The organism is Undibacterium sp. FT79W (assembly GCF_014284215.1).
Taxonomy (GTDB): Bacteria; Pseudomonadota; Gammaproteobacteria; order Burkholderiales; family Burkholderiaceae_D; genus Undibacterium; species Undibacterium aquatile.
Map to the genome: position 1 here is coordinate 145,437 of NZ_JACOGB010000007.1, position 14,272 is coordinate 159,708.

Genomic DNA, 14,272 nt, shown 5'->3' on the forward strand with positions numbered 1-14,272 from the left:
CAATGTATAGCAAAAACTATTTAATTGTTCATTCGCGATAGTTGAAATAGTTCTATAGTGTTTCTGATTTTTCTAAAAAACAAATAAGGAGTAAATCATGTTGAAAATAAACGTAGGATCCGCAGACCGGGTAGTCAGAATTCTTATTGGCGCACTTTTATTAGGTGCGCACTTTGCCGGGTATATCGGTGCATGGGGATGGCTGGGCGTTGTTCCGCTGCTGACAGGCATTTTCCGTGTTTGCCCAGCGTACTTGCCATTTGGCATCAGTACCTGCAAAACAAAGTAATTGCGTTGATGATGTGATATCAGGCCATTACAAGATTTCGATAGGCCATCACTACCCTTGCGGCAGTTGTAGTGATACGAAGATTCGTCATGTGTGGCCTGCTTTTATCCAGAATAATGCATCCAGACTTGATGAAATAAGCCTGGCATGTTGACACCACTAATCATTCTTAAAAGAAAAAGTATATGAAAACAGCACATGACCTCGTTGCCGCAGCAAAATCTCAGATACAGGAAATATCCATCGCCGATGCTGAACATGCAATAAAAGAAGCTGATATTCTGCTCGATGTCCGCGAGCCGGATGAATACGCAGCCGGTCATTTGCAAGGTGCAGTCAATATTCCGCGCGGCTTACTTGAGTTTAAACTGAGCGGCAGCCCTGAGCTGTCGGCACGCAATCTGAATATTGTTGTCTATTGTAAAACCAGCGGACGCGCGGCTTTAGCAGCGAGCACTTTACATGAGATGGGCTACTTACAAGTAAAATCGATTGCTGGCGGTTTTGATGCCTGGATACAGTCAGGCAAAAGCATTGTTTCCCCCGCACTGCCAACATTTGAGTAACGATTTGCCGCTAAAGAAAATATATGAACGAAGCGATCATAGATTCCTTTTTTGATGCAGCGACGAGTACAGTCACGCATATCATCACAGATCCACTGACAAAAAAAGCAGCAATCGTCGACAGTGTTTTAGATTTTGATGCTAAGTCAGGACGAACTTCTACTCTTAACGCAGATAAATTGATTCAGTATGCGAAAGCAGCGGGGTTGACTGTTGACTGGCTGCTTGAAACACATGCGCATGCGGACCACTTATCGGCAGCACCCTATCTGAAAAAGAAACTCGGTGGGAAAATCGCCATCGGCGCTCACATTTGCGATGTTCAGCGTGTTTTCAAAAAGATATTCAATGCTGAGGACATTAGTGCGCAAGGAAAGGAATTCGATCATCTGTTTCACGATGGCGAGGAATTTCAGATCGGAGAATTAACCGTGCGCGTCATACATACACCGGGGCACACCCCAGCTTGTGTGACGTACCTGACTGGGAAAGATGCCTTTATCGGCGACACATTATTTATGCCAGACTATGGCACTGCTCGTTGCGACTTTCCCGGTGGAAATGCGGCAATACTTTATCAGTCGATACAAAAGATTTTTCAACTTCCAGCCGATACCCGCCTGCATCTGTGCCACGACTATCCACCAAAAAACCGCTCTCCAATGTGGGTAACAACAGTAGAAGCGGAGCGTAAAAACAATATTCATGTTCACGATGGTATTTCACAGCTCACGTTTATCACTATGCGTGAAGCACGTGATAAAACCTTGGATATGCCTAACCTGATTTTGCCTTCAGTGCAGGTAAATATACGCGCAGGGCAATTACCGCCCGTTGAAAGTAACGGCGTCAGCTATCTGAAGTTACCAATCAATGCGTTGTAAAACGCAACAACAGCAACTATGGACTTGAGTTTTATCACCATCATTCTGGGCACCGTCGTCGGTTTTGTTTTGGCGCTGACTGGCGCCGGTGGTGGCATGCTCTCTATTCCACTGCTTGTTTACGGCCTCCATTTATCGGTACAACAAGCCGCACCCGTCGGTTTGATGGCCGTTGGCTTTGCGGCTGCTCTCGGCAGCATCACTGGTTTGCGCAAGGGCATAGTCCGCTACCGTGCTGCAGTGTTAATGGGTATTTCCGGCATGCTGGCGGCCCCAGTCGGCGTTTTTTCAGCACAGCGAATACCTAATCAACCGCTGTTGATTCTCTTTGCATGTATTTTATTGCTGATTTCTTTCCGATCATTCCGCAGTAAACAAATCTCACGCAATGAACAAGATGTCGCATGCAGTTTAAACGCGGACAATCAACGTTTTCACTGGACCATGCGTTGCGCAAGAGCGATCGCGGGAACCGGTTTTATTTCTGGATATTTGAGTGGCTTAGTAGGGGTCGGTGGTGGATTTATCATCATCCCGTCGCTGATACGGCACTCTCATCTCGATATACGCAGTATTCAGGCAACCTCATTGGCCGTGATCACACTAGTCTCAATCAGCGGCGTATCTTCAGCCGCACTTCATGGCAGTCTGCCGTGGCCAGTCGCATTGCCATTCACGATAGGTAGCACATTTGGTTTATTGGGTGGACTGCAAATCGCCAAACGCCTCAATCAGGCAACAATACGACTGTTATTTGCATGGCTTGTGCTATTCGTTGCAGTGAGTATGCTGCTCAAAGGCTGTGGACTGGTGCTCTGAAGAACTGACGGTCTGTGATTGGAGATCTTCGTTTATCATCGGCAATAACTGCACCGAGGAAGGTGCAGCACGATCGTCAAATAAATTATGAATTCCGAAACGAGCTTTTACAAATGAAGATTGCTTCCAACAGCAATCAAACGGAGGCTTATACGAGCAAAAGAATTACCGAAGCGAATGGAAAATATGCGGGAGTTCTGGCCTGCCCAGCAGGAATCGAACCTGCGACCCCGAGCTTAGAAGGCTCGTGCTCTATCCAACTGAGCTATGGACAGCCTTACTTATGTCTTCATCAGAAGAGATAAAAACTGAAGGCTGAATACTACATGGTATCAGCCACAGTTTCAAGAATACCAGCACAACTAAAATCAAAATTCATTCAGATTTTATCGACACAAGCCGCTAAGCGGCGTGCGCAAGTCGTGGCCAATTCATTGTCATCGGCCTCCACCATGACACGTATAACGGGCTCAGTACCGGACGCCCGAATCAATACACGCCCACGTCCTGCCAACTCTGCTTCCACTTTTATTTTTTCCTGAACCAATGCTGAATTTTTTTGCCAGTCGAATCCGGGACTGACACGGACATTCAATAATACCTGTGGAAATAATTTGAGTTTATCAAAACATTGGTCCAGATTTTTTCCGGTGCGACGCAATGCTGATAACACCTGCAACGCAGACACAATACCGTCGCCTGTTGAATGTTTATCCAGGCACAATAAATGTCCGGACCCTTCGCCACCAAGTATCCAGCCACGCTCTCGCATTTGCTCAAGCACATAGCGATCTCCGACCTTTGCTCTGGTGAAACCGACCCCCAGCTCTTTGAAGGCAATCTCCACCGCCATGTTAGTCATTAATGTGCCGACAGCACCAGCGACAGGGCCAACTGCCAGCCTGTCCAATACCATTAAATACAATAACTGATCACCATCGTAAATTACTCCATGTCTATCCACCATGACCAGGCGATCCGCGTCACCATCCAGAGCAATCCCCAGATCAGCATGATTTGCTCTGACAGCAATAGCCAGCGCCTCAGGCGCGGTCGCGCCCACTTTATCATTGATATTCAAACCATTCGGCGCATTACCAATAGCGAGAACTTCCGCCCCTAATTCGTGGAATACATGGGGTGCAATATCATACGCAGCGCCATGGGCGCAATCTACAACGATCTTCAATCCGCGCAAATCAAGTTCTGATGGAAACGTACTTTTACAAAACTCAATATAACGGCCATTCGCATCGCGTAAGCGTCGTGCCTTACCAAGATATTCAGAACTGACACTTTGCATTGGCTTCTCAAGCTCGGCTTCAATCGCTAATTCAACATCGTCGGGCAACTTGTTTCCCTCGGCAGAGAAAAACTTAATTCCATTATCGTCAAAAGGATTGTGTGACGCCGAGATAACCACCCCTGCCGACAAACGCAAAGCCCTTGTCAGATAAGCGATCGCCGGTGTGGGCATAGGACCAGAAAGCATGACGTCCACACCTGCAGCAGCAAATCCAGCTTCGAGAGACGCCTCCAGCATATACCCCGAAATACGCGTATCTTTGCCGATCAAAACCGTCGGTCGTGACTCAGAACCACTTTGAGCAAGTACTTTACCCGCAGCGTAACCAAGACGCATAACAAAATCAGGTGTAATCGGTGCGACACCGACTTTGCCACGAATGCCATCCGTACCAAAAAATTTTCTAGCCATTTTATTTATTTTATTTGCGGGAGTTACTTAAAAATATCCAGACAGAATATCTGACATGCTTTTTATTTACCTAATACCTGCCACACATTGAAAGCATCAACTGTTTCCTGAACGTCATGAACGCGGACAATTTTTGCACCACGATCTGCGGCAGCGATTGCAGCGGCAAGACTACCAGCGAGGCGGCGCTCAACTGGTCTTCCGGTAATTTCCCCAATCACCGTTTTACGTGAGATGCCGACCAACATAGGTAAACCCAGCTTGGTCTGTATTTCGTCAATACTCCGGAACAATGTACTGTTATGTTCCAGCGTTTTACCAAAACCAAAACCCGGATCAATACAAATATTTTCTGGCTTTATTCCGGCGCTCAATAAAGCATCAACACGATGCCTTAAAAAACCTTCTACGTCCGTGACTACGTCATGATAATCAGGGCGACTTTGCATATTCGCCGGCAAATTCTGCATGTGCATCACACATAAGCCTGCATCCGTACCTGCAACTGCGTTAATAGCATCGTGTGAATTAAAGCCCTTGATGTCATTGATCATGTCTGCACCGGCAAGCAATGCTTCACGCATCACTTCAGGTTTATACGTATCGATAGATAAGGGCTTACCACAATCGCGTAATGCAAAAATAGCGGGCATCACTCTACTTAACTCTTCATCCAAAGACAGAGGAGCCGAACCCGGACGGGTTGATTCGCCTCCGATATCAATGATATCAACGCCATCATTGATCATCTGTTCCGCACGAGAAAGCGCACCGTCTAAAGATAAATAGCGTCCACCATCAGAAAACGAGTCGGGAGTGATATTTAATATCCCCATCACCAACGGCTTTACTTTATTACCCTGAAGCGGAAAACGATAACGTCCGCACTGAAAAAATTTGTTCATAAAAATAAAGGCGAGGATTTCTCCTCACCTTTTTAATTGGATAGCGTTAAAACTCAATAGGTCAGGCAGGTGCCGCCGCGTTAGGAGAAACACCTCCCGATGTACTATCCGAAGACGAACGACCAGCAGACTGACCGATCTTAGGTGGGCGCGGCTCAAGACCATTCATGATGTCATTCACCTGATCAGCATCAATCGTTTCCCAGTCCAGCAAAGCTTTGGTCATCATTTCGACCTTTTCTCTATTTTCCTCTAACAACTTACGCGCCAGAGCATATTGTGTATCAAGAATAGAACGAATTTCAGCATCTACTTTTTGCTGGGTAGCTTCGGAAATAGTTTTAGAAGAGCCGCCGAAATAACCTTCCTGCTGGCTGTCTTCATATACCATCACCCCCATGCTGTCAGACATACCAAAACGAGTCACCATCGAACGCGCCAGCTTAGTCGCACGTGAAAAATCGTTAGAAGCCCCAGTCGACATCTGACCAACAAAAATCTCCTCAGCAATACGACCACCGAACAATATAGAGATTTCTTCCAGCATTTTATCTTTATAGCCGCTGATCTGATCATGTTCTGGTAACTGCCAGGTCAAACCCAATGCAAACCCGCGCGGCATAATCGTTACTTTATGGACAGGATCGGCTTTCGGCATGAGCTTAGCAACAACTGCATGTCCAGATTCATGATAGGCGGTGTTCCGACGTTCATCTTCACGCATCACCATAGACTTACGCTCTGGCCCCATGAAAATCTTATCTTTAGCGTCTTCAAAGTCGATCATTTCAACCAGACGCTTGTTCCGGCGCGCAGCAAACAACGCCGCTTCATTGACCAGATTTGCAAGATCAGCGCCGGACATACCTGGGGTACCACGTGCAAGGATATCTGCCTTTACATCACTACTGATAGGCACCTTACGCATGTGAACATTCAAAATTTGTTCGCGACCACGAATATCCGGCAAGCCAACAGAAACCTGACGATCAAAGCGACCCGGACGCAATAAAGCCTTGTCGAGTACGTCAGCGCGGTTGGTTGCAGCAATCACAATCACACCGGAATTTGCCTCAAAACCGTCCATCTCAACGAGCATCTGGTTCAGGGTTTGTTCACGCTCATCATTACCACCGCCCATGCCAGCACCGCGATGACGACCAACAGCATCAATTTCATCAATAAAGATAATGCAAGGCGCATGTTTCTTCGCATTTTCAAACATATCGCGAACACGTGACGCACCTACACCGACAAACATTTCGACGAAATCAGAACCAGAAATGGTAAAGAATGGCACCTTAGCTTCGCCAGCAATCGCGCGAGCTAATAAGGTCTTACCAGTACCTGGAGGTCCCACCATCAGAATGCCACGCGGAATACGTCCACCTAACTTCTGAAATTTTGTGGGATCGCGCAGGAAATCAACAACTTCAGTGACTTCTTCTTTAGCCTCATCACAGCCAGCAACATCACTGAACGTCACATTGTTATTTGTGTCGTCAAGCATACGTGCTTTTGACTTACCAAAGGAAAATGCCCCCCCCTTGCCGCCGCCCTGCATCTGACGCATGAAAAAAATCCATACACCAATCAACAAAAGCATAGGGAACCAGGAGATGAACACTTGCGAGAGGAAAGATTGCTCCTCTGGCGGTTTGTTATCAAATTTAATGCCATTATTGACCAGATCACCAACCAAACCGCGATCAAAAATCGTTAATTGGGATTTGATTTTCTTTCCATCTGTAGTGACAGCGGTGACTGTGCGATTAGCATCGTCAATTGTCGCCTCTTTAATATGCTTTGCTTTGACCTCTTCCAAAAACTCGGAATAAGGCACAGAAGCCATACCAGCACCGATACTTTTCCCCTCAAACTGCTTGAAAAGTGTGAAAAGCACTAAGGCGACTACTACCCATATAGCTGCTTTTGAAAACATATTATTCACGAGAACTCCTTGGACGCAACATACGCCATTTGACACTGTAATCAGTCATTCTACCCCCAATAGGTAGAGCTTGCTAGCCAGCATATGCTGGCGATATTGAGGATTATCAAGAGGAAAATACTCAATCAGGATGCTTTAAGCCTTTTCCCAACAAAAATATTTCGGAAGATTTATCTTTACTTGCCTTCGGTTTTTTATTCATGACAACCTTAAACTCGTCCTTGAATATATTCACAATATTATTGTAACTGGGTCCATGAAAACATTTGACCAGCAAAGAACCGCCGGGCTTCAGATGCGCCTTAGCGAAAGCGACCGCTAATTCGATGATGTACTCAACCCTGGCGGCATCCACAGTTGAATTACCAGATAAATTTGGCGCCATATCCGATAAAACCAAATCAACTTTCCTGCCAACCAACCTGCTCTCCAACTGATCCAGCACGTCATCCTCCCGGAAGTCGCCTTGTATGAACTGGACATCAGCGATAGGCTCCATCGGCAGCAGATCAAGCGCGAAGATTTCCCCATTAATGCCGCCACCATCTTTTCCGGCGAGTTTATTTCTCACATATTGCGACCAACTTCCCGGAGTCGCACCTAAGTCGACGACAACCTGGCCAGGACGAATCAGTTTTTCAGCCTCATCTATTTCTTTTAGCTTATAAACGGCACGCGCGCGATAGCCCTCTTTTTGTGCAAGTTTCACATAAGGATCATTAATATGATCGTGAACCCAATTTTGATTGAATTTATTCTTAGCCATTCGCGTAAAATACTGCTTTTAAAAGAAACTGTGTTTAGCCTGGCTGAGCCAGGCGATGTATTTATCGTGCACCAAAAATAAAATGCACAAGGAAAATTTATGTTAAAACTTACACCCGCCGAAAGAAGCGAACTCCGATCCGAAGCTCACGGACTAAAACCTATCGTCTTGATCGGCGACGCCGGACTGTCACCAGCAGTTCTGAAAGAAATTGATGCAGGACTGAATGCACATGGCTTAATCAAAGTACGCGTTTTCGGTGATGACCGCGAAGCACGTAGCGCAATGTACGATACGATTTGCACAGAACTGAATGCTGCACCTATCCAACACATAGGCAAGTTGCTGGTTATTTACCGCCCTAAATTAGAAGGCGTAAAAGAGACCAAGCTGGTTAAAAAGGGCAGAGGCTTACGTGAAGTAACTATCGTCAAACCTAGCCCAAGCGGCACAAAAAAACCAACGGTTTCAAAAGTAATGGTAAAGGGTAATGAGCGCGTCACCCAAGGTGGCAATGTTAAACGTGCAAAACCTCGTCAAGCCAGCGCGAAAAAATCAGCCTTAGGTAAATGATGGCACAGGGTGGATTATCTACCCTGCAGAGATAACCCGGTCATGCATGAGACCGGGTAAGACCATCAGATATAATTGACTTCTAAAATTTCGTACTCACGTACACCCGCTGGCGCCTGTACGCCAACGACATCACCAGAATACTTACCAATCAAAGCACGGGCTATCGGTGATGTAATTGATACTTTACTTAATTTAATATCGGCCTCATCTTCTCCGACGATCTGATAACTGACCTTCTGTTCTGTTTCAAGATCTTCCAGATGTACGGTCGCACCAAAGACGACGCGCCCCTCTGCATCCAAAGTAGACGGGTCAATAATTTGCGCTGATCCCAGCTTACCTTCCAACTCAGCAATCCTACCTTCAATAAAAGCCTGACGTTCTTTGGCAGCATCGTACTCGGCATTTTCAGACAAGTCCCCTTGCGCCCGCGCTTCCGCAATTGCGTTAATCACATCTGGGCGCTCTTTTGTCTTCAGGTTGTGTAACTCTTGCTTCAACAACTCTGCACCGAACTTGGTAATAGGTACTGTACTCATATCGTTCACACTTTTAAAAGTAAAAATACAGAGGCCACATCCGACATCACGTAAGCGATATCTTTTGTGACCTCTGTATCGAAGATGCAGTATTAGAACACAGAGCCCCAACACTGTAATTTTTATCAGTTTAAGGTCTTATGCAAACCTTGTAAATCATAAACATGCAATTCATTCAAATGATGCATCCCTTCGACTGCAGCTTCAGCGCCCGCAATCGTTGTGAACGTCGTCGCACGCGCAATCAGTGCTGAGGTACGAATCGCACGTGAATCAGTAATCGCATTCCGTTTTTCTTCAACTGTGTTAATGACCATCGCAATTTCATTGTTTTTGATCATATCAACAACGTGCGGCCGCCCTTCAACCACTTTATTGACGATGGAAACTGCAACACCCTCAGCAGCAATCGCAGCAGCAGTACCACGAGTGGCGACAACAGAGAAACCAAGCTCAACCAGGTCTTTTGCTACTTTTACTGCACGCGGCTTATCGCTATTTTTCACGCTGAGGAAAACCTTGCCTGAGGTAGGCAACTTAACACCGGCACCCAACTGGGATTTTACAAAAGCTTCACCAAATGTTTTACCAACACCCATGACTTCACCAGTCGACTTCATTTCTGGGCCAAGAATAGTATCAACACCCGGGAATTTCACGAATGGGAATACGGCTTCTTTAACACTGAAGTATGGCGGCACAACTTCAGCGCCGATGCCCTGAGAATCCAGAGACTGACCGACCATGCAACGCGCAGCGATTTTCGCCAGTTGCAAGCCTGTTGATTTAGATACGTAAGGAACAGTGCGGGAAGCACGTGGATTCACCTCAAGAACGAAAACAACATCCTTACCGTCTTGTTTTTGGATCGCAAACTGCACATTCATCAAGCCGACGACATTCAAGCCCTTGGCCATCAGCGCAGTCTGACGTTTGAGTTCAGCAATAGTTTCTTGCGACAGAGAATATGGTGGTAAGGAGCACGCAGAGTCACCGGAATGCACACCAGCCTGTTCGATATGCTCCATCACACCACCGATGAATGTACGCTGACCATCAGATAAGCAATCAACGTCAACTTCGATTGCATCGTTCAGGAAGCGATCCAGCAATACCGGAGAGTCGTGTGATACTTTTACGGCTTCACGCATGTAACGCTCAAGATCACGTTGTTCATGCACGATTTCCATCGCACGACCACCCAACACATACGATGGACGCACCACCAGTGGGTAACCAATTTCCTGTGCCAGCGCCAGCGCATCAGCCTCAGTACGCGCAGTACGATTAGGCGGCTGACGCAAGCCCAATTCCTGCAGCATTTTCTGGAAACGTTCGCGATCTTCAGCAGCGTCAATCATGTCAGGCGAGGTGCCGACGATAGGAACGCCATTCGCTTCCAAATCCAGTGCCAGCTTCAAAGGTGTCTGACCACCGTATTGCACGATCACGCCAACTGGCTTTTCTTTGTCGACGATTTCCAGTACATCTTCCAGCGTCAACGGCTCAAAATACAGACGGTCAGACGTGTCATAGTCTGTCGAAACTGTTTCAGGATTGCAGTTGACCATGATGGTTTCATAGCCATCTTCGCGCATCGCAAATGCAGCGTGGACGCAGCAATAATCGAATTCAATACCCTGACCGATACGGTTAGGGCCACCGCCCAGCACCATGATTTTCTTCTTATCAGTCGGATTCGATTCGCACTCTTCTTCATAAGTCGAATACATGTAGGCGGTATTCGTGGCGAACTCACCGGCGCAAGTATCAACGCGCTTATACACTGGACGCACACCCAGAGCACGGCGTTTTTCACGAATCGCAGTATCGGTTGTTTTCAGCAGTTTTGCCAGGCGACGGTCAGAGAAACCTTTTTGCTTCAGTTGCAGCATCAGGGCTTTATCAACGCTGTCGAGTGACTGTTCGTCCAGCCATAATTCGATGTCGACGATATCCTTAATCTGCACCAGGAACCATGGGTCGATATGCGTCAGCTGATGCACTTCTTCCATAGTAAAACCCTGGGCAAAAGCATCACCAACATACCAGATACGGTCTGGACCAGGCTCACCAAGTTCTTTTTCAAGAGTCTCACGATCCTGGGTTTTTTCATTCATGCCATCGACGCCGACCTCCAAGCCGCGCAACGCTTTCTGGAACGATTCCTGGAAGGTGCGACCGATCGCCATCACTTCACCGACAGATTTCATCTGTGTCGTCAGGCGATTATCTGCCTGCGGGAATTTTTCAAATGCGAAACGTGGAATTTTGGTGACGACGTAATCAATCGAAGGCTCGAAAGAAGCTGGCGTAGCACCACCAGTAATTTCATTGCGCAACTCATCGAGCGTAAAACCGACTGCCAATTTGGCCGCGATTTTCGCGATAGGGAAACCAGTTGCCTTGGATGCCAATGCAGATGAACGGGATACACGCGGATTCATCTCAATAACGATCATGCGGCCATCAGCCGGATTAACCGAGAACTGGACGTTGGAGCCACCAGTATCCACACCGATTTCACGCAACACCGCCAACGAGGCATTACGCATGATCTGGTATTCTTTATCGGTCAGTGTCTGCGCTGGCGCCACAGTAATGGAGTCGCCGGTATGCACACCCATAGGGTCCAGATTTTCGATGGAGCAGACGATGATGCAGTTGTCGGCCTTGTCGCGCACGACTTCCATCTCATACTCTTTCCAGCCTATCAGCGATTCCTCGATCAGCAATTCATTGGTAGGCGACGCTTCCAGACCGCGTTTGCAGATAGTCTCGAATTCTTCCGGATTGTAGGCGATGCCACCACCCGTACCACCCATCGTGAACGAAGGACGGATAATGACCGGAAAGCCGACATCCTTTTGCACTGCCCAAGCTTCTTCCATCGAGTGTGCGACGCCGGAACGTGCTGAACCAAGACCAATTTTGGTCATCGCATTTTTGAATTTCAGTCGATCTTCCGCTTTATCGATCGCCTCAGGAGTTGCGCCGATCAGTTCGACTTTATACTTGTCGAGCACGCCATTACGCCATAAGTCCAGCGCGCAATTCAGTGCGGTCTGACCACCCATGGTCGGCAGGATCGCATCCGGTTTTTCTTTAGCGATGATGCGTTCAACCACTTGCCAGGTAATAGGTTCGATGTAAGTCACATCGGCCATTTCCGGATCAGTCATGATGGTGGCAGGATTACTGTTAACCAGAATGACTTTATAACCCTCTTCGCGCAAAGCCTTGCAAGCCTGTGCACCGGAATAATCGAATTCGCAAGCCTGACCGATGATGATAGGGCCAGCGCCGATAATCAAAATACTTTTTATGTCGTTACGTTTTGGCATTTTTATTATTCTCCTGTCTTTGCCGTGGTCATCAATGTGATAAAGCGATCAAACAGGTACGCAATATCATGCGGTCCCGGAGACGCCTCAGGATGCCCCTGGAAACAGAAAGCTGGTTTATCAGTACGCGCAAAGCCTTGCAGGGAACCATCAAACAAAGACACGTGCGTAACACGGCAATTTGCTGGCAAAGAGGCGGCATCAACGGCAAAACCATGATTCTGTGACGTGATCAATACCTGTTTGGTATCCAGATCCTGCACCGGGTGGTTGGCACCATGATGGCCGAATTTCATTTTCAAAGTCTTCGCACCGGAGGCGAGCGCCATGATTTGATGACCCAGGCAAATACCAAAGGTCGGAATGCCCTTCTCGATCAACTCTTTGGCAGCAGCAATTGCATAATCGCAAGGCTCAGGGTCACCAGGACCATTCGACAAAAACACGCCGTCAGGATTCAGCGCCAGCACTTCAGCAGCCGTGGATTGCGCTGGCAATACGGTAACCTTGCAGCCGCGTTCTGCCAGCATGCGCAGAATATTGCGCTTGACGCCAAAGTCGAAAGCAACCACATGAAACTTCGGATCTTTCAACTGGCCATAACCCTGACCCAGCACCCACTCTGCTTCAGTCCAATCATAAGCCTGCTTGGCAGAAACGACTTTCGCCAGATCCATGCCAGACAGACCTGGGAACGATTTCGCCAGCGCGATCGCTTTTTCAGCATCAGTTCCTACCAGAATCGCACCACCCTGCGCACCTTTTTCACGCAAGATACGTGTCAGCTTGCGGGTATCAATACCGGCAATAGCAACGATGTTTTGAGACTGGAGGTAAGCAGAAAGGGATTGTTCGGAACGGAAATTGGAAACCAGTTGCGGTAAATCTTTAATAATCAGACCAGCGGCATGGATTTTGTCTGACTCAACGTCTTCAGGATTAACACCGGTGTTACCAATATGCGGATACGTCAGGGTGACAATTTGAGAACTGTAACTGGGATCGGTAAGGATTTCCTGATAGCCAGTCATGGAAGTGTTGAAAACAACTTCACCAAGAGTATGACCGGCAGCGCCAATAGAATATCCAGTGAAAATAGTTCCATCGGCAAGAGCAAGTATGGCGGTGTCCTGACCGGAACGAAGAAGGGACTGCGGAATGGGCAGCAAGGGCAACTCCTGTATTGTTACCGCCGCTGCGACGCCCCAAGTTGCGTTATCTCATGCCGAACGTAACGAGCGGCCTGTCAATAAGAATGGAGCGATGAGAATTTGGGTAGGCGCTACGGCGAGATTTCGAATTAGTTAAACCCTCGAATTATAGCTCAAAACCACCTCTCAGGCAAATCATAAACCCTTGCAAACCCCTGAATTCCCGTGTTTCAACTTACCCACTAAGCATCCATGAATAAAAACACGGGAAGATAAACACTTACAAACCTAAGGCGGCAATCCCTGCTTTGGCAATTTGCGCATCTTCTTGAGACTTCACGCCGGAAACACCAACAGCACCAACGCAATGGCCATCAACAAAAATAGGCACACCACCTTCGAGCATCCCCTCAATCAGCGGTGCGCTGAGGAACGAATAGCGTCCGTTATTGATCAGGTCTTCATAAATCTTAGACTCACGCTTACCTAATGCCGCCGTCGCTGCCTTGGCTGGAGCAATGTGTGCAGAAACAGGCGCCACGCCATCCAGTCGCTGCAGCCACATCAGATGCCCGCCATCGTCAACAATCGCGATCACCACCGCCCAGTTATTTGCTTTGGCTTCTGCCTCGGCTGCTGCCGCGATTTTTTTGACATCATCCAGCGTCAGAATAGGTTTGGTTTGCATAGTCAGCTCCGTATTTAGTAGAGCGGGGATTGTACGCGATGCCTAATTTCATTGGAGTAAAAAGTGTTTTTCAATTT

At 47.5% G+C, this 14,272-nt stretch carries 13 protein-coding genes and 1 tRNA gene; 5 read left to right on the top strand and 9 right to left on the bottom strand.

Annotation, left to right across the window (positions count from 1 at the left end):
* Positions 1 to 97 precede the first annotated feature (97 nt).
* From H8K38_RS13940 to H8K38_RS13955, 4 genes are all read left to right on the top strand, one after another.
* Complete coding sequence (locus tag H8K38_RS13940) at positions 98 to 289, top strand: DUF2892 domain-containing protein (protein WP_370527155.1); 192 nt, start codon at positions 98 to 100, stop codon at positions 287 to 289.
* Positions 290 to 474: 185 nt separating this feature from the next.
* Positions 475 to 855, top strand: a complete 381-nt coding sequence (locus tag H8K38_RS13945; protein ID WP_186885441.1) for a rhodanese-like domain-containing protein — start codon at positions 475 to 477, stop codon at positions 853 to 855.
* A gap of 23 nt (positions 856 to 878) precedes the next feature.
* Positions 879 to 1,739: an MBL fold metallo-hydrolase gene (locus H8K38_RS13950; protein WP_186885442.1), complete on the top strand. Its 861-nt coding sequence runs from the start codon at positions 879 to 881 to the stop codon at positions 1,737 to 1,739.
* An 18-nt stretch (positions 1,740 to 1,757) separates the two neighbouring features.
* Positions 1,758 to 2,558, top strand: a complete 801-nt coding sequence (locus H8K38_RS13955) for a sulfite exporter TauE/SafE family protein (protein WP_186885443.1) — start codon at positions 1,758 to 1,760, stop codon at positions 2,556 to 2,558.
* Positions 2,559 to 2,756: 198 nt separating this feature from the next.
* Here H8K38_RS13955 and H8K38_RS13960 read toward each other — a convergent pair.
* The 5 genes from H8K38_RS13960 to H8K38_RS13980 all read right to left on the bottom strand — a co-directional run bounded on the left by H8K38_RS13960 (position 2,757) and on the right by H8K38_RS13980 (position 7,897).
* A tRNA-Arg gene (locus tag H8K38_RS13960) sits at positions 2,757 to 2,833 on the bottom strand.
* Positions 2,834 to 2,937: 104 nt separating this feature from the next.
* A complete protein-coding gene (glmM, locus tag H8K38_RS13965; protein WP_186885444.1) occupies positions 2,938 to 4,275 on the bottom strand; it encodes a phosphoglucosamine mutase in 1,338 nt (445 codons plus the stop codon).
* Between the two features lie 62 nt (positions 4,276 to 4,337).
* Positions 4,338 to 5,180 (bottom strand): dihydropteroate synthase, encoded by an 843-nt coding sequence (gene folP, locus H8K38_RS13970; RefSeq protein WP_186885445.1) that lies wholly within the window; start codon positions 5,178 to 5,180, stop codon positions 4,338 to 4,340.
* Between the two features lie 61 nt (positions 5,181 to 5,241).
* On the bottom strand, positions 5,242 to 7,131 hold the full coding sequence (gene ftsH / locus H8K38_RS13975; RefSeq protein ID WP_186885446.1) for an ATP-dependent zinc metalloprotease FtsH: 1,890 nt from the start codon (positions 7,129 to 7,131) through the stop codon (positions 5,242 to 5,244).
* 121 nt (positions 7,132 to 7,252) lie between these two features.
* Positions 7,253 to 7,897, bottom strand: coding sequence for an RlmE family RNA methyltransferase (locus H8K38_RS13980; protein WP_186885447.1), 645 nt, complete (start codon positions 7,895 to 7,897; stop codon positions 7,253 to 7,255).
* Between the two features lie 99 nt (positions 7,898 to 7,996).
* Here H8K38_RS13980 and H8K38_RS13985 point away from each other — a divergent pair, with 99 nt between their 5' ends.
* On the top strand, positions 7,997 to 8,470 hold the full coding sequence (locus tag H8K38_RS13985; protein WP_186885448.1) for a YhbY family RNA-binding protein: 474 nt from the start codon (positions 7,997 to 7,999) through the stop codon (positions 8,468 to 8,470).
* Between the two features lie 65 nt (positions 8,471 to 8,535).
* Here the strand turns inward: H8K38_RS13985 and greA are convergent, their stop codons facing one another.
* From greA to H8K38_RS14005, 4 genes are all read right to left on the bottom strand, one after another.
* Positions 8,536 to 9,012: a transcription elongation factor GreA gene (gene greA, locus H8K38_RS13990; RefSeq protein ID WP_186885449.1), complete on the bottom strand. Its 477-nt coding sequence runs from the start codon at positions 9,010 to 9,012 to the stop codon at positions 8,536 to 8,538.
* Positions 9,013 to 9,137: 125 nt separating this feature from the next.
* A complete protein-coding gene (gene carB / locus H8K38_RS13995; RefSeq protein ID WP_186885450.1) occupies positions 9,138 to 12,356 on the bottom strand; it encodes a carbamoyl-phosphate synthase large subunit in 3,219 nt (1,072 codons plus the stop codon).
* Positions 12,357 to 12,361: 5 nt separating this feature from the next.
* Positions 12,362 to 13,516, bottom strand: a complete 1,155-nt coding sequence (gene carA, locus H8K38_RS14000; protein ID WP_186885627.1) for a glutamine-hydrolyzing carbamoyl-phosphate synthase small subunit — start codon at positions 13,514 to 13,516, stop codon at positions 12,362 to 12,364.
* A 271-nt stretch (positions 13,517 to 13,787) separates the two neighbouring features.
* Positions 13,788 to 14,195, bottom strand: coding sequence for a heme-binding protein (locus tag H8K38_RS14005; RefSeq protein WP_186885451.1), 408 nt, complete (start codon positions 14,193 to 14,195; stop codon positions 13,788 to 13,790).
* Between the last annotated feature and the right edge of the window lie 77 nt (positions 14,196 to 14,272).

Coding starts and splice junctions, on each gene's coding strand:
- H8K38_RS13985 (WP_186885448.1), top strand. CDS start 7,997: ATGTTAAAACTTACACCCGCCGAAAGAAGCGAACTCCGATCCGAAGCT.
- glmM (WP_186885444.1), bottom strand. CDS start 4,275: ATGGCTAGAAAATTTTTTGGTACGGATGGCATTCGTGGCAAAGTCGGT.
- H8K38_RS13945 (WP_186885441.1), top strand. CDS start 475: ATGAAAACAGCACATGACCTCGTTGCCGCAGCAAAATCTCAGATACAG.
- H8K38_RS13940 (WP_370527155.1), top strand. CDS start 98: ATGTTGAAAATAAACGTAGGATCCGCAGACCGGGTAGTCAGAATTCTT.
- H8K38_RS14005 (WP_186885451.1), bottom strand. CDS start 14,195: ATGCAAACCAAACCTATTCTGACGCTGGATGATGTCAAAAAAATCGCG.
- H8K38_RS13950 (WP_186885442.1), top strand. CDS start 879: ATGAACGAAGCGATCATAGATTCCTTTTTTGATGCAGCGACGAGTACA.
- greA (WP_186885449.1), bottom strand. CDS start 9,012: ATGAGTACAGTACCTATTACCAAGTTCGGTGCAGAGTTGTTGAAGCAA.
- carB (WP_186885450.1), bottom strand. CDS start 12,356: ATGCCAAAACGTAACGACATAAAAAGTATTTTGATTATCGGCGCTGGC.
- H8K38_RS13955 (WP_186885443.1), top strand. CDS start 1,758: ATGGACTTGAGTTTTATCACCATCATTCTGGGCACCGTCGTCGGTTTT.
- folP (WP_186885445.1), bottom strand. CDS start 5,180: ATGAACAAATTTTTTCAGTGCGGACGTTATCGTTTTCCGCTTCAGGGT.
- H8K38_RS13980 (WP_186885447.1), bottom strand. CDS start 7,897: ATGGCTAAGAATAAATTCAATCAAAATTGGGTTCACGATCATATTAAT.